This is a genomic window from Actinomadura miaoliensis (assembly GCF_039536785.1).
In the GTDB taxonomy this organism is placed as follows: domain Bacteria; phylum Actinomycetota; class Actinomycetes; order Streptosporangiales; family Streptosporangiaceae; genus Spirillospora; species Spirillospora miaoliensis.
On the sequence record NZ_BAAAZG010000023.1, the window covers coordinates 15,852 to 36,444 of the forward strand.

Here is a 20,593-nt window from a genome sequence, read left to right on the forward strand (position 1 = left end):
CGCTCCAGGGCCGCATTCCACCGGAAATCCGGCCCTCCGGGGCGGAGGGCCGGATCCTCACGGCGAGTCTCGGACGGTCACATCTTGCCCGTGCCGGCGCCCGCCGTCACGATCGCCTTGACGTCGGCGCCGCGGTCGAGGGAGTAGGAGTACGGGATCGGCTTGACGGTGCCGCCGGTCTCCGGGGCGCCGCTGTTGACGTAGACGTTCCCGCGTTCCACCAGGGAGCCCGCCGGTCCGTCGTACACGCCGATCACCAGCGGCTCGGGGACGTTCTCGAAGTGGTTGTTCTCCGCCAGCACGCCGCCCTCGGTGTTGGACGCCGCGCCGTAGTCCGCGTTGGCGACGTAGTTGTTGAACACGTGCACCGGGTTGCCGAAGCGGACCCGCGGGTGGCGCTCGGCGGTGCCGTCGAACCAGTTGTGGTGGTAGGTGACGCGCAGACGGCCGCGGTCCTGGCCGCCGTTGCCGTCGCTGTGCCCCAGCAGCATGTCCTTGGCCTGGTCGTGCGTGCGGTTCCAGGACACGGTGACGTAGTCGGAGCCCCGCTTGATGTCCACGGTGCCGTCGTCGGAACCGGCGAAGTCGTTGTGGTCGATCCACACGTGGTGCGAGCCGTCGGTGACGTTGACACCGTCATCGCCGGAGTCGCGGAAGTTGAGGTTGCGGATGATGACGTTGTCGACCCCGTCGACGTCCAGGCCGCCACCGGTGAACCCGGAGTTCGCGCCGACCCCGATGATGGTCTTGTCGGAGCCGACGTCCTGCATCCCGCTGATGGACAGCATGCCGTGGACGCGGATGACGTGGCTGCCGGAGTCGCGCACCACGTCGAGGAACTCGCTCGCGGTGTCCACGTCCACGGTGGCGCCGCCGGCTCCCCCGGTGGTGCCGCCGCCCTCCGCCGCCCAGCCGACCGGGGCGGCGTCGGCCGCCGCCCGCGTCGCCGCCGAGGCGGTGGGCACGCCGACCTTGCCGAGGCCCGCGCCGCTGCGGACGATGGACGGGACGTTCGCCGCCGGGTCGAGCGTGTACGCGTAGTAGGTGCGCGGCTCCTGCACGCTGCCGCGCTGGACGATCGGGTCCTCGGAGTTGACCACGATGTTGCCGCGCGCGACGATCCGGCCGGGGTCGCCGCCGACGTCCGTCCGGGTCGGCTTCTCCACGTTGTCGAAGTAGTTGTTCTCGACCATGACACCGGCGTTCATCTGCGACGCGGCGCCGTAGCCGGTGACGTTCAGGTAGTAGTTGTTGTACAGGTGCACCGGTTCGCCGAACCGCACGCGCGGGTTGCGCTGCTTGCTGCCGTCGAAGAAGTTGTGGTGGTAGGTGACCTTCAGCCGCCCGACGTCCTGCGCGTCGTTGTCGTCGTCGTGGCCCAGCAGCATGTTCTTGTCGCTGTCGTGGAAGCGGTTCCACGACACGGTGACGTAGCTGGACCCCCGCTTGACGTCCAGCGCGCCGTCGGACTGGTCGGACAGGTCGTTGTGGTCGATCCAGATGTGGTGGGAGAACATCTGGACGTTGACGCAGTCGTCCGGGCAGTTGGTGATCTTCATGTTCCGGATGACGACGTTCTTCACCGCGTTCGCGGGCGGGGCGGTGATCGAGTCGCTGAGCGGCAGGCCGATGTTGAGCCCGCCCCCGGTGATGCCGGAGTTCGAGCCGACGCCGACGATCGTCTTGTTCGAGGTGACGTCGTGCATCGGGCCGCCGGACAGCGAGATCGTCCCGTTGACCCTGATGACCAGCGGGTTCGGGTTCGCGATCGCCGACAGGAACTCGGCGGCGGTGTCGACGTCGACGGTCTGGCCGCCGGCGCCGCCGGTGGTGCCGTTCTGGCCCCAGGCGTTCACGCCCGCGAAGCCGTCGGCGACGTTGGCGGCCCGGACGTCCGCCGCCGGGCTCGGGGCGGCGGCGTTCGTGGCGGACGCGGGGACCGCCGACAGGGTCAGGGCCCCCGCCAGCACGGCGCCGGCCGCCGCGGCGAGCGCGGCGAGCGGCCTGCGCGGGGGACGGGCGCTTGTCGGTGGACTGACGCTTGGTCTGTGCACGGTGAACCTCCAGTGGGAGCGGCGCCGGCGCCCGCGCCGCGGACGCCGGTGACCGCGATGTGTCACCAAGCGGGAAAGCGCTTTCCAAGCTCTGTCGCCCTTGTACCCCGGCCTGCGGGCGGCGTCAACCCCCGCGTCTCCGGCGCCGGTCGGTGCCGGAGACGCCCGTCCTGGTGAGGACCGGCGCCGCCGCGTCGGCGCGCCGTCGTGAAAGAACCGTGAAAGAGCGGGCTCTCGGCGGTGCCGCGCTCAGGTGGCCTGGCACGGCGCGGAGATGAGCGCGTCCCGCGAGACGCAGGGGGTGGCGCCCGCCTGCTGGAGGATCTTCCGCGCCGAGTCGCTCGCGAGGAACGTGAGGAACGCCGAGGCGGGGCTGTTGTTCGGGGGCGGCCCGTGGGTGTAGAAGACCTCGGGCGCGACGAACGGGTAGCGGTTCGCCGCGGCGGAGGCGGCGTCGGCCTTCCGGCCGTCCAGGGCGAGGATCCGCACGTTCGGGTAGCGCCGGGTGTTCGCGGCGACGTGCAGCTCGGCGTAGCCGATCGCGCCGGGCAGCCGGTTGACGGTGTCGAGCACCTGGCCCTGGCTGCTGCGCTCGCAGCGGATCACGCGTGCGGCGGCGCGGATCTCGTCCTTGCGCCGGCAGTCCCTGGACGACAGCTCCGGCTCCGGTTCCCGGAGCACCTGCTCCTCGAAGATCGTCCGGGTGCCCGAGCCCTCGGTCCTGCTGACCATCCGGATCGGCACGTCGGCGCCGCCCCGGAACCGCTTCCAGCCGGCCGGGCCGCCGTCGCGGGTGTAGATGGACCGCAGGTCCCGCACCGACAGGCCGGTCACGTTCGTGTCCTTGTGGACGACGACGGCGAAGGCGACCAGCGCGACGGGGAAGCCGCGGAAGCCCCGCATCCGGATCTCGTCGGAGTCGGGTTTGATGTGCCCGTCGTGCATGGCGATCGTCGAGGCCGCGTTCGCGGGGGTCAGCGCGCGCACCCCCTCGTTGGAGCCGATGGACTCCACCTCGATGTTCGCGTCCTCGCACAGGGCCTCGTAGCCCCGGCGGATGGCGTCGGCCGTCTGCTCGAAAGCGGTGGACCCGACCAGGTGCAGCGTGCCGCTGAAGCAGATGGAACGATCCGCCGTGCCGCCGCCCGCGCCCATCGCCCGGCCCGCCCCGACGCCGCCCGCGAACAGCAGCGCGGCGACGGCCGCCGACAGCGACCGCCGCTCGCGGGGATCCCACCACCTCCGGTCGCACCGCGTGTCCGGGGGAGGCGGGGGATCGCGCCGGCTCTCGGCCGCCGCCAGGCGGGCGCGCAGGTCCTGCGCCTCGGCCTCGGCGGCGGTGAGCCGGCGCCGCAGCTCGGCCGCCTCGGCGCGGGCGCGGGCCAGGTCGTCCGGCGGTGCGACGTGCCGGAGCCGCTCGTAGGCCTCGACCCAGCGCGCGACCTCCGCCTCGGGCAGCCCGCACGCCATCGCGAAGTAGCCGACCCGGACGCGTTCCCGGTCACTGGTGGTGCGCCAGCGGTCCTTCTGCAGCATCGCGCTGATCGTGGCGTCGGGCAGCGTGCCCCACGAGCGTTTCTCGATCTCCGACTGCCGGGGCGAGCCCGCCCACTCCCGCAACTGCGCCAGCAGCCGGTAGAACTCGCGGATGTCGCCGGCCGTCGCCGGATCGGGCAGCCCGCGGGCGGTGCCGAAGGTCGGCATGGTCCACGGTTCGAACGTCACGGGATGCCGCGAGGTCAGCCGCCGCCACGGGATCCTCGGCCGGTGGCTCTCGACGAGCTTGGCGGGTTTGCCGTTCCTGTTGCGCTCGAACGCGGCGCGGAGGTCGTCGCCCCGCTCCTCCCACAGGGCCTGCTCGGCCGCCGCCCACCGGTCGCGCACCGCCGCCACGTCGCCGCCTTCGACGCCCGCCGCGGCCAGGCACGCGCTGACGACCTCCCACGACATCAGCTCGCCGTCCCCGGCCAGCACCGCCCGGACCGTCACCTCCAGCAGTCCCGTGCGCCGCGCCAGCGCGGCGGGGTCGGTTCCGTCCAGACGGACGACCAGATCACGGGTGAAGTCCGCCTTCCGGTCGAGATAGGAGTCCAACGCCCGCTCCGTCCATCTCCCGCATCGCCCCGCACAGGCGCCCCCCCACGGGGCGGCCTTCCATGATGCGGTTCGGGCCGGAGCGAGATCAGCGAGTTGTCCGGAAGTTCGTGTTCTCGTCCCCCTCCGTACGATCGCCGGCCCCGTCCAGGACGTTTCCGGGAGGCGCGGCGGAATTCCTGGAAGCGACCAGGAACCCCCGGAACCCACCAGGACATGGGCGGATCGATCATCCGGCCGGGCGGTCCGCCACGCTGAGGTCATGAGCCGAGGACGCAGCCACCGCTCCGTTTCGTACGCCGACCTGGCGATCGCCCGATTCCGGAACTGGCCGCTGAAGGCATGCCGCGCCGACTGCCCGCCCGGCCGTGCGCTGGCCCTGCCGGGCCTGCAGATCGTCCACTTCCATCACGGGGACCTGGCGGAAGTATTCCTCACCCAGCGGGTCGTCCGCCGTCTCACCGCGACCCTCACCACCTCCGGCCGCGTCGACCTGTCCCCGGACGGCGGCTGGGTCCAGGTGCACCTCGACACCGACGGCGACCTGTTCCTCCTGGAGTCCCTCGTCAGCCTGGCCATCCAGGCCAACGACCCCGTCGTCCGCCCGCTCCGCCACACGTCCCCGGACTGCCCCCACGCGACCTCCGGCCCCCGGCGCGCGCAGAGGCCGCGACGGCCGGCCCTCATCCTCAACGGCTCGCGCTCGGCCTCCTGACCTCTTCCGGGCGTACAGCTCGGGCATGCCGGGCGACGGCAACCTGACCAGGGCCAACGCCTTTACACCCTCGGCTTCGGGGAAGAGCCCTCCTCGGGGTCACGGCGACGTTGCGGGCCGTGGACGTTTCGGGCGCACGGGGATGGGTGACTTGGCTATCGGGCATGCGGCGGGGGGCCTGCCGGGGCCGCGTCCGGACGCGTCACCTGGGGTTCGATGACCGCGGTCGTGTGCGCGTTGCTCGCGGCGGCGAGCAACGCGCTGGCGTCGGTGTTGCAGCGGCGCGCCGCGCGTTGCGCCCCGGAGGAGTTCGCCTTCCGTCCGGCCCTGCTGTGGAGCCTGATCCGCCGGCCGGTGTGGCTGGCGGGCATCGCGGCGCTCATCGCCGGGTTCCTTCTGCAGGCGCTGGCGCTGTCGAACGGCGGCCTGGCCCTGGTGCAGCCGCTGCTGGTGGCGGAGCTGCCGTTCACCATGATCCTGCTGGCCCGGATGTCGCGGATCCGCCTGGACCGGCGCACGTGGGGGGCGGTGGCGGCGATGACGGCCGGGCTGGCCGGGTTCCTGGCGGCGGCGTCGCCCACGCCGGGACGTCACATGCCAGGGGCGCTGGACTGGGTGCTGGCCGCGATCGTGACGGTCGGGGCGATCGTGGCGGTGGTCGCGCTGTCCAGGCTGCTGTCCGGCACGCTGCGGGCGGCCGTGCTCGGCGCCACCGCCGGAACCGGGTTCGCCTTCACCGCGACGTTCATGAAGGCCACCACCAACCTGGCCGACCAGGGGATGGTCGTCCTGCTGACGTCGTGGGAGCCGTACGCGATGGTCGCGGCCGGGGTCGGCAGCGTCTACCTGCTGCAGAACGCCCTGCAGAGCGGCACCCTGGTCGCCGCCCAGCCGGCGTTGACGATCACCGATCCGGTGGCCAGCGTCGTGTACGGCGTCACGTTGTTCGGCGAGGGCGTCCGGTCGGGGCCGTGGGTGATCATCGAGGTGGCCGGGTTCGCGCTGATCCTGTTCGGCAGCGTGCGGCTCAGCCAGTCCCGCCCCATCCGCATGCAGGCGGAGATCGAGACCGCCTGAATCCGCCCGGCCCCTGACGCCGGACCGTCCCGACTGGGAGCGGGCGGTCAGACGGGTTCGCGGCTCGCGGCGTCGATGACGCGGTTGAGCGTGCGGTTGAGGTTCTGGAGTTCCTCCAGGCTCATGCCGAGGCGTTCCATGATGGTGGCGGGGATCTTCTCCGCCCGTTCCCGCAGGGCCTGCCCGGCGGGCGTGACGGTGACGGCCAGCAGCCGCTCGTCCCTGCTGTCGCGCTGGCGGCGGATGAGATCCGCGCTCTCCAGGCGTTTCAACAGGGGAGACAGCGTTCCCGGATCGAGCTGCAGCAGGCGGCTGAGCTCCTTGACCGACAGCCGGCCGTGCTCCCACAGCGCCAGCATCACCAGGTACTGCGGGTGCGTCAGCCCCATCGGCTCCAGGATGGGCCGGTAGTGGGCCAGCACGGTGCGCGAGGCCACCACCAGGGCGAAGCACACCTGGTTCTCCAGGGCGAGCGGGTCGGGAATGTTGCTCAGATCACCTGCCACGGGTCCTCCGTTGCCGGGCGGCTCGGGTTATAAAGATTATACGGCAATGATTGGTGCACCAACTATTAGGGCGGCAATGGAGGACGCGTGTTCCGCAGGGAACCACTGGAGGAGCGCATCGCCCGGCGTCAGGCGGAGCTGCCGCCGCGCACGGGCCGGCGCAGCCAGTTCGACCAGCCCGCCGCCAAGGTCCTGCTGATCCTGCTGGCGGCCGTGACCATCGCCGCCCACGTCATCGGCGGCGTCCTGCTCGCCGTCTGGGCGCACTGAGGAGGCCCTCATGCGACGACCGTCCTTCCTGCCGTCCCTCGACCAGCTGGAGCAGCAGGCGCTGGACCGCTCCGCCCAGCGCTCCCGGCCCGGCTCCCAGTTCGACCACCCCACGGCCAGGAACGTGCTCATCGCCGGACTGATCCTGACCGTCCTCGCCCACGTCGTCGGCGGCATCCTGTTCGCGGTCGTCTTCTGAGCCCCCGGCCGTTCTGAGCCCGCCCGCCGCGCCCGGGCGGATCAGCGCGGGCGCAGCCGGGCGAAGGCCGCCGCGGCCGCTCCGGCCAGAGCCGCCGCGGCCGCCCAGGCGACGGAGGGAACGGCGTCGGTCTCACCGGGGACGCCCGTGGTGGCGGCGGCGGTCAGCAGCAGTGCCGCCGTGCCGGCCGCGGCGCCGATCTGCGCGCTGGTGTTGACGATCCCGGACGCCGTCGCACGGGGCCCTTCCGGCACGCCCGTCGCCAGCGACGTCGTCGCCACCGAGGACAGCCCCAGGCCGAGACCGACGACCGAAAGGCCCCCGGTGAGCAGCGGTGACGACGCCGGTTCCAGGAGCGGCACCGCGAGCCCGGCCCCGATCAGGCCGAGGCCCGTCGCGGCGACCCGCTCGCCGGGACGGCGCGCCAGGAGCCGTGCCGCCGCGGCCGAGCCCGCGATGACCAGCGCGCAGTACGGGAGGAACGCCGCCGCCGCCTGCAACGGCGTCCGGCCGAGCGCGCCCTGCAGGTACAGGGTGATCAGTGTCGCCGCGCCGGTGGTGGTGGCGGTGTTGAAGAAGGCTCCGACGGTGCCGCGCAGGACCTGGGGACGTCCGAGCAGCGAGCCCGGCAGCAGCGGTTCGGACGACCGGGAGTCGGCGACCGAGAACACGCCGAGGACTCCCGCCGCCGCGGCCAGCAGGAGGGCGCCCGCCGGCCGGTGCGGTGGTTCGCCCAGGAGCGTGGCGCCCACCACCGCGAGCATGACCCCGGCGGTGAGCAGCACGGTGCCCGTCACGTTCAACGCCCTGACGTCGTCGGGGCGGGGGACCGGCGGGACGAGGGCGACGACCACCACGGCCAGTACGCCCGCCATGCCCGCCAGGCCCCAGAAGATGAGCCGCCAGCCGCCGGTCTCCGCGACCGTCCCGCCGACGACGAAGCCGGAGGCGCCGGCCGCCGCCCCGGCGGCGCTCCACGCGGCGACCGCGTGGGCCCGCGCCCGGCCGTCGCGGGTGACCGAGGTCAGCATGCGCAGGGCGGACGGGACGGCGGTGGCGGCGCCGGCGCCCTGGACGCAGCGGGCCGCCGTCAGCACGAGCGACGAGGCGGCCGTCGCGGCGAACACCGAGCCGGCGGCGAACACCGCCAGGCTGCCGAGGACGCACCGGCGGTAGCCGATGCGGTCGCTCAGCCGCGCGCCGAACATCAGCAGCCCGCCGAAGAACATGGCGTAGCCGGTGGCCACCAGCGTGCCGCCGGAGGGCGCCGCGCCGACGTCGGCCAGCATGCGCGGCAGCACCGTCAGGACGACGGTGACGCCCATGACGTCGACGAACTGGACGAGGCACAGCGCGGCGACGGCCCCGCGCACCCTTGCCGCCGATGGTGCGTCGGGTTCCGGCATGCGCTGTCTCCTCGGCTGGGACGGGCGATCTCCCGGCAGGGCTTCCCCCGGCCGGACGGTCCAAGCACGTCCCTGGTCTCCCGCGCGCGATCGCGACGCGTCGCCCCTGCGGGCCACGGCATCGGCTCCCTGATGACATGCTGGAGGCGGGCGGGCGTCCCGATGGACGAGGTGCCGGCCGGCGGCGGCGTGGGCGGCCGGTGAGCGACCGCCCGGCGGCCACGTGTTGTTGGTGGGAGGTTTCAGTGGCGAGGTCTGGAAAGATCATCAGGTTCGATGACGCCCGCGGCTACGGGTTCATCGCGCCCGACGGCGGTGGCGAGGACGTCTTCGTCCATGCCAACGAGCTGCTCGAGGACAAGGCCCTGTTCACCCCGGGCACCGCGGTGACCTTCGAGGTCACCGAAGGCGACCGGGGACTGAAGGCGTTCGCCGTGCAGACCGTCGAACGTCCGGCGCCGGTCCGTGTGCCGGCCATGCCGTTCGGCGGGTCCCGCGAGCACGACGCGGACGACGACGTGTGCGACGTGCTGTCCATCGCCGAGATCACGCAGGAGATCACCGAGGCGCTTCTGGCCGGCGCGTCCACGCTGACCGGCCAGCAGATCCTGCAGGTGCGCCGTGTCATGACCGAGCTGGCGGTCAAGCACGGCTGGGTGGAGGGCTGAGCTTCCTTCCACGCGGGGCCGGGCCCTTCGGGCGACTGCGGGTGCCCGGCCGCTTTCTCCTGTCCGCGTGCGGGCCGAATTCGCGGGCCCATTCCGCGGGGCCATTCCGCGGGTCCCATTCCAGGGGCCGATCGCGGCGGCCGAGGACCGTTTCCGGCGGTCGTGAGCGGCCCTGAGTGGACTCGACGCGCCGGACATTGCTACGGTGGCGCCCATGTCCAGTCCCGAGGCGTCAAGACGCTAGCCACCGGTCGTCCGGTGGCTCGCCGGTATTCCGTCGCATAGCGCCGTGCGGCCCATGACGCCGCGGCCTGCGATCTCCGCCATCGGATCACCGTAAGGACTGTCTCCCACCCGCGCTCTCGCCGTTGCGGCGACCTGCGGGTTCTTCCGCGCGGCAGCCGCGCTATCCGGGCCGGACGTTTCGTCGATCCCGCTTCGCCCCGGAATCGCGCGCGGCGCCGTGTCTCCTTTTCCGTGATGCGATGACGGAGTTCGTTGTGCCATTCGCGATTTATGTCCTGGGGCTCGCGGTCTTCGCCCAGGGCACGTCCGAATTCATGCTGTCCGGGCTGGTGGAGGACATCGCCCGGGACATGGGCGTCTCCATCGGGACGGCCGGGACGCTGACGTCGGCGTTCGCCCTGGGAATGATCGTCGGGGCGCCGCTGATGGCCGCGGCGAGCATGCGCTGGTCCAGACGGCGTGCGCTCCTGGTCTTCCTCCTGGTGTTCCTGGCCGTCCACGTCGTCGGCGCGGTCACCACCAGCTTCGCCGTGCTGCTGGCCGCGCGCGTCGTCGGGGCGCTGGCGAACGCCGGGTTCCTGGCGGTCGCGGTGGCGACCGCGGCGGGCATGGTCGCGCCGAACGCCAAGGGCCGCGCCACCGCCACCCTGCTCGCCGGCGTCACCCTCGCCTGTGTCGCGGGGGTGCCCGGCGGCGCCGTGCTCGGTCAGCTGTGGGGATGGCGCGCCGCGTTCTGGGCGGTGGTCGTGCTGTCGGTCCCGGCCGTCTACGCGATCGTCCGGTCGGTACCGGCCGGCGCCCCGGACGCGGCGGCCCCGAGCGCACGCAGCGAACTGCGCGCGCTGCGAAGCCCGCGACTCCTGGTGATCCTGCTGCTGGGCGCCCTGGTCAACGGGGCGACGTTCTGCAGCTTCACCTATCTGGCGCCGCTGGTCACCAACGTCACCGGCTTCGCGCAGACGTGGGTGCCGCTCGTGCTGGCGCTGTTCGGCCTGGGCTCGTTCGCCGGCGTCACCGCCGGCGGCCGGATGGCCGACACCCGTCCGCTGCGGCTGCTGGGATACGGCAGCGCCGCCCTGCTCGCCGGCTGGGTCGTGTTCGCGCTGTCGGCGGGCAGCCCGGCGGCGACGCTGCTGCTCGTGTTCGTCCAGGGGACCCTGTCCTTCGGCGTCGGATCGACGTTGATCTCCCAGGCCCTGTACGCGGCGACCGACGCCCCGACCCTGGCCGGCGGGTTCTCCACGGCGGCCCTGAACGTGGGCGCCATGGTCGGCCCCTCGCTGGGCGCCGTCGCGCTGGACGGGGGCCTGGGCTACCGCTCGCCGCTGTGGATCAGCGCACTCCTGGTGGCCGTCGCCCTGCTCACCGGCGCCGCGGCTCAGGCGCGGACGCGCCCGCGGACGAGGACGAGGACGCCGAGCAGCAGCGCCGCGGCGGAGTAGGCGGCGAGCACGCCCAGCCCCGCCCACGGGCCGATCGGCTGCCGGTCGGGCGCGACGGTCGCCTGGACGCTGAGGCCCGCGCTCATCGGCGTCCACTTCTCCAGGCGTTCGTGCCACCGCGGGTCGGTGACGAACTCGGCGAAGGTGGGGGACAGGTACAGCAGCGCGAAGACGGTCGTGAGGGCCGCGGCGGTCTCCCGGACGGCCGCCGCGACGCCCAGCGCCAGCAGCGCGACCAGCGCGAGATACAGCACGGTGCCGCAGAACGCGCGCAGCGTCGGGCCGTCCGCCGGCGACAACGGCGGGTAGCCGTGCGCCGCGGTGAAACCGCCGCCGGGCAGCAGCACGCGGCCGACGGCCAGGCACAGCAGCACGGTGACCAGCCCGGACGCCATCACCGTCGCCGTCACGACCACGGCCTTGGCGGCCAGGACGGCGGACCGCCGGGGCATGGCGGTCAGCGTCGGCAGGATCGTTCCGGTCCCGTACTCGGCGCTGACCGTCAGCACCGCGAGGACCACCGCGAGGACCTGCCCCAGGCGGACACCGGTGAGCGCCAGCTTGGGGGTGTCCTCGAAGCACCGCTCCGGCGTCGGGCAGCGGGCGGTGTCGGCCGCGCCGGTGGCGGCCGCGCTCACCACGACGGTGAGCGCGACCATGCCCACCAGCAGCAGGCCGGTGCTGCGCAGCGTGCGGAGCTTGGTCCACTCGGCGTGCAGGGCGTGCCTCACGCGTCCCGCCTCGCCAGGAACCGCGCCGCCAGGGCCAGGGAGACGACCGCGTACAGGGCCAGCACGGCCAGCCCCGCCCACGGCCCCATCGCCGTGTCGTAGCGGTGGAAGGTCTGCTGGGCCTCGAATCCGGCGGCGGGCGTGAGCCGCTGCGTCCAGCGCGCCGCCTCCAGCGGCAGGCCGGTCGCGACGATCCTCGGGACGAGCAGCGTCACCAGCGCCACCGCGACGGCGGCCGCGGTGTTCCGGAACAGGGTCGCCAGGGCCATGCTGAACACCGCGACCAGCGCGACCAGCAGCGCGGTGCCGAGGATCGCCCGCAGTACGACCGGATCGGCGAGCGACAGTTCGTCCCGGCGGCTCACCCGGACGAACGGCCTGGTGAGCAGCAGGGACAGCGCGGCGGCCACGGCCCCCACCAGGAACCCCGCGCCCCCCAGGACGAGCGCTCTGGCGGCGAGCACCCGACGCCTGTCCGGGGTGACGGTGAACGTCGTCAGCGCCATGCCGCGCCGGTACTCGGAGGTGACGAACAGCACCGCGACGCCGACGACGCCGATCAGCCCCACGAGGATCCCGGTGAGCACCATCCTGGTGATGTCGTCGGCGTACGGGTCCGGGCCGACGTCCCCGACGCCGACCAGTGTGGCCTTGCCGTCCGCCCAGGTGAACGGGGCGTGCCGTGGCCCGCCGCCGCGCACCCGCCAGCCGTCGGGACCCGGGGTGACCCGGTCGAAGACCGCCTGGGCGTCGGGCATCTCCGAATGCACGCGTTCCTCGCCGAACCACCGGACCATGGACATCTGCGCGGGGGAGGCGACGAACAGGCCGAGGTGGGCGGTCCCGCCGAGCCGGTAGGTGCCGAGCGCCTTCCAGTTCGTCCCGTCGGCGGACGCGTAGCCGGTGACCCTCGTCCCGGTGCGGGCGAGTTTCAGCCAGGTCCCGGTGCCGGCCGCCATGTCGGCGAAGTCGGCCTGCATCCGCACCCCGTGGGCGGGGGTGAGCATCACCGCCGCGTACCTGGCCCCCGGGTCCTCGCTCGCGCGGATCATCAGCCCGGCCTTCGCCCACGGCCCGGTGTTCTTCTGCGCGGCGACGCGCGCCACCAGGCTCCCGTCCCCGGTCAGCTCCCGGTAGGCGAAGGCGCCGCCGTCCTGGTGGCCGCGGGGCGGCTTGGGGGCGTTCACGGCGCCCGGCCCGCCGGCTGAGGCGGTCTTCGCGCCCGCCGTCGTCAGCAGCGCCACCAGCACGGTCAGGGCGACCGCCGCGCCGAGGGTGAGCAGCCAGCGCGGCACCGACCGCAGCTTGGTCCACTCCGAGCGGACCAGCCCGCCGAACTCGTTCACGCGTTCTCCCTGTAGTCGACGTCGCGGGTGAGCTCCATGTACGCCTCCTCCAGGGAGGCGCGGTGCCCGGCGAGGCCGGTGAACGGGACGCCTTCCCCGGTCAGGACCGCCGCGATCCGTTCGGCGGGCAGCCCCGAGACCGTCACCTGGCCGGGCCCGCCGCTGGCGACCGTCGCCCCGGCCCGCGACAGCACGGTCATCGCGTCGCGGCGCCGGTCGGTCCGGACCACGACCCGGTCGTCGGACGCGGCGGCCAGCAGCGTCTCGACGGGGGTGTCGGCGACGAGCCGCCCCCGGCCGATGACGACGAGGTGGTCGGCGGTGTCCTCCAGCTCGCCCATCAGATGGCTGGACACCAGCACGGCCCGTCCCTCGGCGGCCAGGGAACGCAGCAGCTCCCGGATCCACCGCACGCCTTCGGGATCCAGCCCGTTCACCGGCTCGTCGAAGATCAGCATGGGCGGGTCGCCGAGCAGCGCCCCGGCGATGCCGAGCCGCTGCCGCATGCCGAGCGAGAAGCCGCCCACCGCCTTGCGCGCCACCGACGCCAGGCCGACCTGGTCGAGCACCTCGTCCACCCGGCGCGCGGGCAGGCCCGCCGCGTGCGCCATCCACAGCAGATGGTCGCGGGCCCTGCGCGCGGGATGGACGGCGGAGGCGTCCAGCATCGCGCCGAGGTGCCGCATCGGGCCGCGCAGGCTCAGGTACGGACGCCCGCCGACCAGCGCGGTCCCGGCATCGGGCCGGTCCAGGCCGAGGATGAGCCGCAGCGTGGTGGTCTTCCCGGCGCCGTTGGGCCCGACGAAGCCGGTGACGCGGCCGGGAGCGACGCCGAACGTCAGGTCGTCGACGGCGACGGCGGAGCCGTAACTCTTGCGCAGGCCCCGTACTTCGATGGTCGTCTCCATGGCACCGGACGCTACGGCTCCCGGCCCCCGCGGGGCGTCCCGCGACGGAGCCGTGTCCGGCGTCCCCGTCCCAGGGGACGCGCCGGGCGGGGTCCCTCTGCGGAGGGACGTCCGGCGACCCGGTGGGAGGGATGTCCGGGCAGTGCGCCTGCCGACAGAATGTCCGGCATGAAGCATGCGCACCGCTGGGCGGCGGCCGGTCTCGCGGCGGCGGCCGTGGCCGAGGCGGTGATCCGGTCGGGCGGTTCGCTGCCGCTGGTGCTGCCGTTGGCCGCCGCGACGACGGCCCCGCCGGCCTTCGCCAGAGGGTGGCGCACCGCCCTGGCGGTGACCGTCGCGGCCGTGCTGCTCTCGGCGGCCTACCGGTCGCCGAGCCTGGCGGGCGTGCTCGCCGTCGGCGCCGCCTGGCTGCCGGTCGTGCGGCGGCGGCTGCGCGTGCGCCGTGAGGAGGCCGCCGCCCGCGCCGCCGACCAGCGCGCCTTCGAGGCGTCCCTGCTGGAGCTGACCGCGCGCGGCGAACGCGCCCGCATCGCCCGCGAGCTGCACGACGTGGTCGCCCACCACATCTCGATGATCTCGGTGCAGGCCGACACCGCGCGGCTGGCCGTGCCGGGCATGCCGCCCGACGGCGTCCGGCACCTGGTCGCCATCGGCGAGACGGCCCGCGCCGCGCTCACCGAGATGCGCCGGCTGCTCGGCGTGCTGCGCGAGGACGCCGAGCCGTCCCCGGCGAACCGGCGTCCGCAGCCCGGGCTGGGCGACCTGCTCGACCTGGTCGACGAGACCCGGGCGTCCGGCGGCGGCCCCGCCCGCCTGATCGTCAGCGGCCCGGTCGCGCCGCTGGACCCCGGCGTCGAGCTCACCGCGTACCGGATCGTTCAGGAGGCCCTGACCAACGCCCGCAGGCACGCGCCCGGCGCGGCCGTCGACGTCGAGGTCGCCTACGCCGCCGCCGAGCTGCGGCTGCGGATCCGCGACAACGGCCCGGGCTCGCCGGCCGCGGACCGCGCCGCCGGACACGGCCTGCTCGGCATGCGCGAACGCGCCGCCACCGTCGGCGGGACGCTGCGCACCGGCCCCACGACGCCCACCGGCTTCCTGGTGGAGGCCACCCTGCCCACCGGGGCCGCCTCGTGATCCGGCTGGTCGTGGTGGACGACCTGGAGGTCGTGCGGGCGGGATTCGCGGCGCTCCTGGAGACCCAGCCCGACTTCACCGTGACCGGCACCGCCGCCGACGGCGCCGAGGCCCTGGAGGTGTGCCGCTCGGCCGGGCCGGACGTGGTGCTCATGGACGTCCGCATGCCCAGGATGGACGGCATCGAGGCGACCCGGCTGCTGACCGCCGCGCCCGATCCGCCGCGCGTCGTCATTCTCACCACCTTCGACCTGGACGAGCACGTCTACGACGCCCTCGCGGCGGGCGCGAGCGGCTTCCTGCTGAAGGACGCCTCCGCCGAGCGGCTCTTCGACGCCGTCCGCGTCGTCGCGGCGGGCGACGCCCTGATCGCCCCGGCCGTCACCCGCCGCCTGATCTCCGAGTTCGCCCGCACCCGCCCCCGGCCCGCCCCGCCCGCGATCGACGTCCTGACGCCCCGCGAGGTGGACGTCCTGCGCCTGGTCGCCGAGGGGCTGTCCAACGCCGACATCGCCGCCCGCCTCGTCCTCGGCGAGGAGACCGTCAAGACGCACGTCAGCCGGATCCTGCGCAAGCTCGGCCTGCGCGACCGCGCCCAGGCGGTCGTCACGGCCTACGAGTCGGGCCTCGTCGTCCCGCGCTCCCCGCACTGACCGGCCGCCGCCGGCCGATCACGCCCCACCGGAACGGCTCCCCGCGTCCGGCGGCGCCAGCCTCGGCAGCCACGCCGGTTCCCGCGCCACGGGCGTGTGGAGGCTCTGTCCAGGTTCGGCCGGTCGGCCGTGTCGGTCAGCACGCCCCCTGCGCGGAACGCGTCGTCGTCTTCGGCCGCACGGCGTTACGCCCGGCGGGGCGGGCGTCCATTTCATTGATTGAAAGACGAGGTGGCCGGTTCCGTTCGATCCGGTTAACACAATGTCCGGGAGTCTGCACGCCTTTCGCGCGATACCCGGCTTCGACGGTGTCCAACTGCAGGAAATGCGCAGTTGGACGAAACGGCGGCGCACGCCGTTAGAGTAAGTTGGCCGAGCCGGACGACGGGTGTCATGACGGAGGTGTCCAATGGAGATTCGGTCGGTGGACCACGGTGAGTTATTCGCCGACGATATTGAAAGGGCGGTGAATCGCCCGCGCGACTCCCATGGCGGCGGTGGCGACACCGCCCGGCCCCTGTACGAAGCGGTGGGACGCCGGCAGGCGGCCGACCCGGCGGGCCGGGACTGAGCGGAGGGAGCAGGCGCCATGGTCGTTGTCATGTCTCCCGACGCCACCGAGGCGGACCTGGAGGAAGTGGTCGAGGTCGTCCGGGCGGCGGGCGCGCAGGCCTTCGTCAGCCGCGGGGTCTCCCGCACCATCGTCGGCGTGGTCGGTGACCCCGCCCAGCTCGGCATGCTGAGCCTGCGCAACCGCCGCGGAGTGGCGGACGTGGTCCGGATCTCGGCCGAGTACAAGCTCGTCAGCAGGGAGCACCACCCCGAGCGGTCGGTCATCGAGGTCGGCGGCGTGCCGATCGGCCCCGGCTTCCTGACCGTGATCGCGGGCCCCTGCGCGGTGGAGACGCCGGAGCAGACGCTGGCCGCCGCCCGCCTGGCCCGCGCCGCGGGCGCGACGCTGCTGCGCGGCGGCGCGTACAAGCCGCGCACCTCCCCGTACGCCTTCCAGGGCCTCGGCGAGGAGGGCCTGAAGATCCTGGCGGACGTGCGCGCGGAGACCGGCATGCCTGTCGTCACCGAGGTGGTCGACGCCCACGACGTCGAGCTGGTCGCCGACTACGCCGACATGCTGCAGATCGGCACCCGCAACATGCAGAACTTCGCCCTGCTCCGGGCGGTGGGCGCGGCGTCCAGGCCGGTCCTGCTCAAGCGCGGCATGAACGCCACCATCAAGGAGTGGCTGATGGCCGCCGAGTACATCGCCCAGCGCGGCAACCTCGACATCGTGCTGTGCGAGCGCGGCATCCGCACCTTCGAGACGGCCACCCGCAACACCCTCGACGTCAGCGCGGTGCCGGTCGTGCACCGGCTGTCGCACCTGCCCGTCATCGTCGACCCGTCCCACTCGGGCGGGCACCGCGACCTGGTCCTGCCGCTCGCCCGGGCGGCCGTCGCCGCCGGCGCCGAGGGGCTCATCATCGACGTCCATCCCGACCCCGCGATCGCCCTGTGCGACGGTGACCAGGCGTTGTCCGGCGACGACGTCGAGAAGGTCGCGGAACTGACGGCGAGCCTGGGCGCCCTGATGGGCCGCGTCCCCGCCACCGGCCTGGCGGCGATCCCGGACTGAACGCCGCCCCGCACCGGAAGCCGCCGTGGGCCTGGTCGGTCACCGCGACGTCCGCCGCCACGGCACCCGTCCGTGACCGGTCAGGTGGCGGTGGTGCGGTAGGTGTCGCGGAGGATGTAGCGCTGGGTCTTGCCGCTGGGCGTCTTGGGCAGGCGGTCCAGGTAGTGGATCGCGCGGGGATAGGCGTGGGCGGCGTAGCGCTGCTTGACGAGCGACTGCAGCTCGCGCGTGAGCTCCTCGGACGGCCGGGCGTCCGCGCTCAGGACGACGCAGGCGTGCAGCACCTCGCCGCGGATGTCGTCGGGAACGCCGATGACGGCGACGTCCACGACGGACGGGTGGGCGATGAGGACGCTCTCGACCTCGAACGGCCCGATGCGGTAGCCGGCCATGATGATGACGTCGTCGTCGCGGGCGGTGAAGAAGAAGTCCCCGTCCTCGTCCTGGCGTCCGGTGTCGGCGGTCAGGTACCAGCGGCCGTCGGCGGTGAACCGTTCGGCGGTCTTGTCGGGGGCGTCGACGTAGCCGGTGAACCACATCAGCGGGCTGTTCACCGTGTCGACGGCGAGCTGCCCGTTCTGGATCCCCACCGTGAAGCCGGGCAGGGCGCGTCCCATGGAGCCCGGCTTGACCGGGGCGCGGACGGCGTCGTGCCAGCCGTTGACGATGACCATGCCGAGTTCGGTCTGCCCGTAGTGGTCGCGCACCTCCACCCCCAGGGCGTCGCGTGACCACTCGGGCACGTCCGGGGTGAGCGGTTCCCCCGCCGACGACGCCCGGCGCAGCGAGATGCCGCTCACCGCGGGGTCCTTGCTGAGGGCGCGGTACACGGTGGGCGCGGCGGCGAAGTTGGTGACGCCGAACTCGCGCAGCACGCGGGCGGTGAGCTCGGCGGAGAAGCCGGCGTGCAGGAGCAGGCTGCGGTGGCCGAGGGCCATGGGGCCGAGGATCGCGTAGTACAGGCCGTAGGCCCAGCCGGGGTCGGCGGCGTTCCAGAACACGTCGTCCTCGGCGACGTCCAGGCCGTACCGCATGTAGGAGACGAACGCCGCCAGCGCGTGCACGGGCACCGGGACGCCCTTGGGCCGGCCCGTCGTCCCGCTGGTGAACAGCCGCACCAGCGTCCCGTCCCCGCCGACGGCCACGGTCCCGGTGAACGGCTCGCTCGTGGCGACCAGGTCGTCGAACTCGGGGCCGCCCTCGATCACGGTCAGGCCGTCCAGGGCGTCGATCTTCGGGCGCTGGTCGGCGTCCACGACGATCACCCGGGCGCCGCTCGCGCGGACGCGGAACTCGATCGCCGGGGTGGCGAACGCGGTGAACAGCGGCAGGTGGACGGCGCCGAGCCGCCAGATGCCCAGCAGCGCGACGACCAGCCGGTCGCTCTTGCCCATGAGCACCGCGACGGCGTCGCCGCGGCCGACGCCGCGCGCGGCCAGGGCGGTGGCGAACCGGCGCGAGGCGTCGGCGAGCTCGCCGTAGGTCAGGTCGCGGGACGACAGGTCGGGCTCGATCACGGTGAAGGCGACCGCGTCACGCGGGTGCCGGTCGCACAACAGGTCGGCCGCGCACGCGTCCGGGCCGCCGAAACGGGCGAGCCAGGTGCCGACGTCAGACGTTGCGAGATCCATGGGATGCCGTCCCCGGGGGTTCAGGAAGGTGGTCTGCATCACGTACATTCCAGGCGATGCACAGATGACCGCCACCCTCCGAAGAGGGGGGTGGGTGCGGGGAGCTCACATGACTCAGGTGCCCTTGGAGCGGCAGATCGCCGCGACTCTCCGGCGGGTGCGGCGCGCCACCGGGGTCTCCCTGGCGTTCGCCGGCGAGGTGCTCGACTCCCGCCAGGTGCGGCTCTCCTTCTTCGACGGGCCGAACGTGGGCGCGATGCGCGGCGTCGAACTGCGGCCGGGGCACGGCCTCGGCGGCAAGGTCGCCGCCCTCTCCCGCACGATCGCCCTCAACGACTACCTGGCCACCCCGCTGATCACCCACCACTACGACCGGCTCATCAGCGCCGAGGGGCTGCGCGCGATGGTCGCGACGCCCGTCATCGTGGAACGTGCCACCGTCGCCGTCGTCTACGGGGCGTTCCGCGACACCCAGGTCATCGGCGACCGCATCCAGGACGCCGTCACCGCTGAGGCCCGCGCGCTGGAACAGCGCCTGGCCGTCGCCGCGGCCACGGAGAACACGCTCGCCGACCCGGCCGACGCGTGCGAGGCCCACCGCCTGCGCGAGCGGATCCGCGACACCTACAGCGACCTGCGGGCCCTGGCGGCCCGTACCGACGACCCCGAGACCAGGGCCGCCATCCTGCGCGCCGGGCGGCGCCTGCTGGACGACGACGCCGACCCGCCGCCGGTCATGCTCACCCCGCGCGAGTGCGACATCGTCGCGCACGCCGCCCGCGGCCTGTCCAACCGGCGGATCGGTGAGGCGCTCGGCCTCACCACCGGCACCGTCAAGAGCTACATGAAGTCGGCGATGAACAAGCTCGGCGCGTCCACCCGTCACGAAGCGGTCATCTCCGCGCGCCGCACCGGCCAGATTCCCTGAGCGCCCGCCCCGCCGCCGGGGCGAGGCGCCGGGCGCGGCATGCCGCGTAGCCGGTCGAACGCGCCTCCCCGCGCCCGGAGAGCGGGGCGTCAGAGGGCGGCGGCGAGGGCGGTCAGCGCCGGGCCGAGCGGAGCGTCCAGCGTGAGGAGGGCGTGGGCGTCGCCCCGGGTCGGACCCTGGTTGACGATCGCCACCGGGATTTCGTGCTGGTGGGCGCGGCGGACGAACCGCAGTCCGGACATGACCGCCAGCGACGAGCCGAGGACCAGCAGAAGCCCCGCCCGCTCGGTCAGGGCATAGCACTCGCGGACGCGGGCCGGCGGCACGTTCTCGCCGAAGAACACCACGTCGGGCTTCAGCACACCGCCGCAGTCCGCGCAGTCCACCACGCGGAACGAGCGGATCTGCTCGTCCGCCAGCACGGCGTCGCCGTCGGGGTTGATCGCGTCGACCCGGGCGTCCCAGCCGGGATTGGCCGCGAGCATGCGCTCGTCCAGCAGCCGCCGGGGTGTGCGGCGGCCGCATCCCAGGCACACCACCCGGTCGAGGCCGCCGTGCAGCTCGATCACGTCACGCGCCCCGGCGGCCTGGTGCAGGCCGTCGACGTTCTGGGTGATGATGCCGGCGAGCAGCCCGCGGCGCTGCAGCTCGGCGACCGCGCGGTGGCCGGCGTTCGGCCGGGCGCCGGCGATGTGCCGCCAGCCCAGGAAGCTGCGCGCCCAGTACCGCCGACGCGCCTCGGCGCTGCCGGTGAACATCTGGTACGTCATCGGGGTGGCCCGCCGTCGTCGCCCGGTCTCCCCGCGATAATCCGGGATGCCGGACTCGGTGGACAGCCCCGCACCGCTCAGCACCACCACGTCGCCGTCCGCGACGAAGTCCGCCAGCTCCCCGAGGCGGGCGGAGACGTCCGGTGCGAGGGCGAGACCTTCCTCAACGGCCTGAGTCACCC

General features: G+C 73.7%; 19 protein-coding genes. 10 read left to right on the plus strand and 9 right to left on the minus strand.

Features of this window, described 5'->3' with window-relative positions; translation table 11 throughout:
- Positions 1–77: 77 nt before the first annotated feature.
- Entirely contained in the window at positions 78–2,054 is a 1,977-nt protein-coding gene (locus ABD811_RS18630) for a pectate lyase family protein (protein WP_344948908.1), read from the minus strand.
- A 249-nt stretch (positions 2,055–2,303) separates the two neighbouring features.
- Positions 2,304–4,148 (minus strand): substrate-binding domain-containing protein, encoded by a 1,845-nt coding sequence (locus ABD811_RS18635; protein ID WP_344948911.1) that lies wholly within the window; start codon positions 4,146–4,148, stop codon positions 2,304–2,306.
- 262 nt (positions 4,149–4,410) lie between these two features.
- Here ABD811_RS18635 and ABD811_RS18640 point away from each other — a divergent pair, with 262 nt between their 5' ends.
- Both ABD811_RS18640 and ABD811_RS18645 read left to right on the plus strand, forming a co-directional pair.
- Positions 4,411–4,863 (plus strand): luciferase domain-containing protein, encoded by a 453-nt coding sequence (locus ABD811_RS18640; protein WP_344948914.1) that lies wholly within the window; start codon positions 4,411–4,413, stop codon positions 4,861–4,863.
- Between the two features lie 216 nt (positions 4,864–5,079).
- Positions 5,080–5,940 carry a DMT family transporter gene (locus ABD811_RS18645; RefSeq protein ID WP_344948917.1) on the plus strand — a complete coding sequence of 287 codons (861 nt, stop codon included), beginning with the start codon at positions 5,080–5,082 and terminating at the stop codon, positions 5,938–5,940.
- Positions 5,941–5,987: 47 nt separating this feature from the next.
- On the opposite strand, the gene ABD811_RS18650 is transcribed toward ABD811_RS18645, so the two are convergent.
- Positions 5,988–6,446 (minus strand): MarR family winged helix-turn-helix transcriptional regulator, encoded by a 459-nt coding sequence (locus tag ABD811_RS18650; RefSeq protein WP_344948919.1) that lies wholly within the window; start codon positions 6,444–6,446, stop codon positions 5,988–5,990.
- A gap of 87 nt (positions 6,447–6,533) precedes the next feature.
- On the opposite strand from ABD811_RS18650, the gene ABD811_RS18655 reads away from it, so the two are divergent.
- Together ABD811_RS18655 and ABD811_RS18660 are read left to right on the plus strand one after the other, a co-directional pair.
- Positions 6,534–6,716: a hypothetical protein gene (locus tag ABD811_RS18655; protein ID WP_344948922.1), complete on the plus strand. Its 183-nt coding sequence runs from the start codon at positions 6,534–6,536 to the stop codon at positions 6,714–6,716.
- Positions 6,717–6,726: 10 nt separating this feature from the next.
- Positions 6,727–6,915 (plus strand): hypothetical protein, encoded by a 189-nt coding sequence (locus ABD811_RS18660; protein WP_344948923.1) that lies wholly within the window; start codon positions 6,727–6,729, stop codon positions 6,913–6,915.
- 41 nt (positions 6,916–6,956) lie between these two features.
- Here the strand turns inward: ABD811_RS18660 and ABD811_RS18665 are convergent, their stop codons facing one another.
- On the minus strand, positions 6,957–8,321 hold the full coding sequence (locus ABD811_RS18665) for an MFS transporter (protein WP_344948924.1): 1,365 nt from the start codon (positions 8,319–8,321) through the stop codon (positions 6,957–6,959).
- Between the two features lie 245 nt (positions 8,322–8,566).
- On the opposite strand from ABD811_RS18665, the gene ABD811_RS18670 reads away from it, so the two are divergent.
- On the plus strand, positions 8,567–8,989 hold the full coding sequence (locus tag ABD811_RS18670; RefSeq protein WP_344948927.1) for a cold-shock protein: 423 nt from the start codon (positions 8,567–8,569) through the stop codon (positions 8,987–8,989).
- Between the two features lie 500 nt (positions 8,990–9,489).
- Positions 9,490–10,677, plus strand: a complete 1,188-nt coding sequence (locus ABD811_RS18675) for a Cmx/CmrA family chloramphenicol efflux MFS transporter (protein WP_344948929.1) — start codon at positions 9,490–9,492, stop codon at positions 10,675–10,677.
- Here the strand turns inward: ABD811_RS18675 and ABD811_RS18680 are convergent.
- From ABD811_RS18680 to ABD811_RS18690, 3 genes are read right to left on the minus strand one after another with little or no spacing between them, the layout of a single operon-like run.
- Positions 10,614–11,408 carry an ABC transporter permease gene (locus tag ABD811_RS18680; RefSeq protein WP_344948932.1) on the minus strand — a complete coding sequence of 265 codons (795 nt, stop codon included), beginning with the start codon at positions 11,406–11,408 and terminating at the stop codon, positions 10,614–10,616. The two genes, ABD811_RS18675 and ABD811_RS18680, sit on opposite strands and share 64 nt — an antisense overlap.
- Positions 11,405–12,754, minus strand: coding sequence for a DUF1349 domain-containing protein (locus tag ABD811_RS18685; RefSeq protein WP_344948933.1), 1,350 nt, complete (start codon positions 12,752–12,754; stop codon positions 11,405–11,407). The genes ABD811_RS18680 and ABD811_RS18685 overlap by 4 nt, the downstream gene beginning before the upstream one ends.
- The gene (locus tag ABD811_RS18690; RefSeq protein WP_344948936.1) at positions 12,751–13,662 is read right to left on the minus strand and encodes an ABC transporter ATP-binding protein; all 912 of its coding nucleotides are present in this window, start codon (positions 13,660–13,662) and stop codon (positions 12,751–12,753) included. Before ABD811_RS18690 ends, ABD811_RS18685 begins: the two co-directional genes overlap by 4 nt.
- Before the next feature lie 168 nt (positions 13,663–13,830).
- On the opposite strand from ABD811_RS18690, the gene ABD811_RS18695 reads away from it, so the two are divergent.
- The 3 genes from ABD811_RS18695 to aroF all read left to right on the plus strand — a co-directional run bounded on the left by ABD811_RS18695 (position 13,831) and on the right by aroF (position 17,082).
- On the plus strand, positions 13,831–14,799 hold the full coding sequence (locus ABD811_RS18695) for a sensor histidine kinase (protein WP_344948938.1): 969 nt from the start codon (positions 13,831–13,833) through the stop codon (positions 14,797–14,799).
- Complete coding sequence (locus ABD811_RS18700; RefSeq protein WP_344948940.1) at positions 14,796–15,452, plus strand: response regulator; 657 nt, start codon at positions 14,796–14,798, stop codon at positions 15,450–15,452. The genes ABD811_RS18695 and ABD811_RS18700 overlap by 4 nt, the downstream gene beginning before the upstream one ends.
- Before the next feature lie 589 nt (positions 15,453–16,041).
- Positions 16,042–17,082 (plus strand): 3-deoxy-7-phosphoheptulonate synthase, encoded by a 1,041-nt coding sequence (gene aroF / locus ABD811_RS18705; RefSeq protein ID WP_344948941.1) that lies wholly within the window; start codon positions 16,042–16,044, stop codon positions 17,080–17,082.
- An 80-nt stretch (positions 17,083–17,162) separates the two neighbouring features.
- Here aroF and ABD811_RS18710 read toward each other — a convergent pair whose 3' ends face one another.
- Positions 17,163–18,713 (minus strand): AMP-binding protein, encoded by a 1,551-nt coding sequence (locus ABD811_RS18710; RefSeq protein WP_344948944.1) that lies wholly within the window; start codon positions 18,711–18,713, stop codon positions 17,163–17,165.
- A gap of 109 nt (positions 18,714–18,822) precedes the next feature.
- On the opposite strand from ABD811_RS18710, the gene ABD811_RS18715 reads away from it, so the two are divergent.
- Positions 18,823–19,641 (plus strand): LuxR C-terminal-related transcriptional regulator, encoded by an 819-nt coding sequence (locus ABD811_RS18715; protein WP_344948945.1) that lies wholly within the window; start codon positions 18,823–18,825, stop codon positions 19,639–19,641.
- An 89-nt stretch (positions 19,642–19,730) separates the two neighbouring features.
- Here ABD811_RS18715 and ABD811_RS18720 read toward each other — a convergent pair whose 3' ends face one another.
- Positions 19,731–20,591, minus strand: coding sequence for an NAD-dependent protein deacetylase (locus ABD811_RS18720; RefSeq protein WP_344948948.1), 861 nt, complete (start codon positions 20,589–20,591; stop codon positions 19,731–19,733).
- Positions 20,592–20,593 lie beyond the last annotated feature (2 nt).

Bases quoted from the DNA above. Each gene is read 5' to 3' on its own strand.
- ABD811_RS18660 (WP_344948923.1), top strand. From the start codon at position 6,727: ATGCGACGACCGTCCTTCCTGCCGTCCCTCGACCAGCTGGAGCAGCAG.
- ABD811_RS18640 (WP_344948914.1), top strand. From the start codon at position 4,411: ATGAGCCGAGGACGCAGCCACCGCTCCGTTTCGTACGCCGACCTGGCG.
- ABD811_RS18690 (WP_344948936.1), bottom strand. From the start codon at position 13,662: ATGGAGACGACCATCGAAGTACGGGGCCTGCGCAAGAGTTACGGCTCC.
- ABD811_RS18645 (WP_344948917.1), top strand. From the start codon at position 5,080: ATGACCGCGGTCGTGTGCGCGTTGCTCGCGGCGGCGAGCAACGCGCTG.
- ABD811_RS18710 (WP_344948944.1), bottom strand. From the start codon at position 18,713: ATGGATCTCGCAACGTCTGACGTCGGCACCTGGCTCGCCCGTTTCGGC.
- aroF (WP_344948941.1), top strand. From the start codon at position 16,042: ATGGTCGTTGTCATGTCTCCCGACGCCACCGAGGCGGACCTGGAGGAA.
- ABD811_RS18665 (WP_344948924.1), bottom strand. From the start codon at position 8,321: ATGCCGGAACCCGACGCACCATCGGCGGCAAGGGTGCGCGGGGCCGTC.
- ABD811_RS18715 (WP_344948945.1), top strand. From the start codon at position 18,823: ATGACTCAGGTGCCCTTGGAGCGGCAGATCGCCGCGACTCTCCGGCGG.
- ABD811_RS18695 (WP_344948938.1), top strand. From the start codon at position 13,831: ATGAAGCATGCGCACCGCTGGGCGGCGGCCGGTCTCGCGGCGGCGGCC.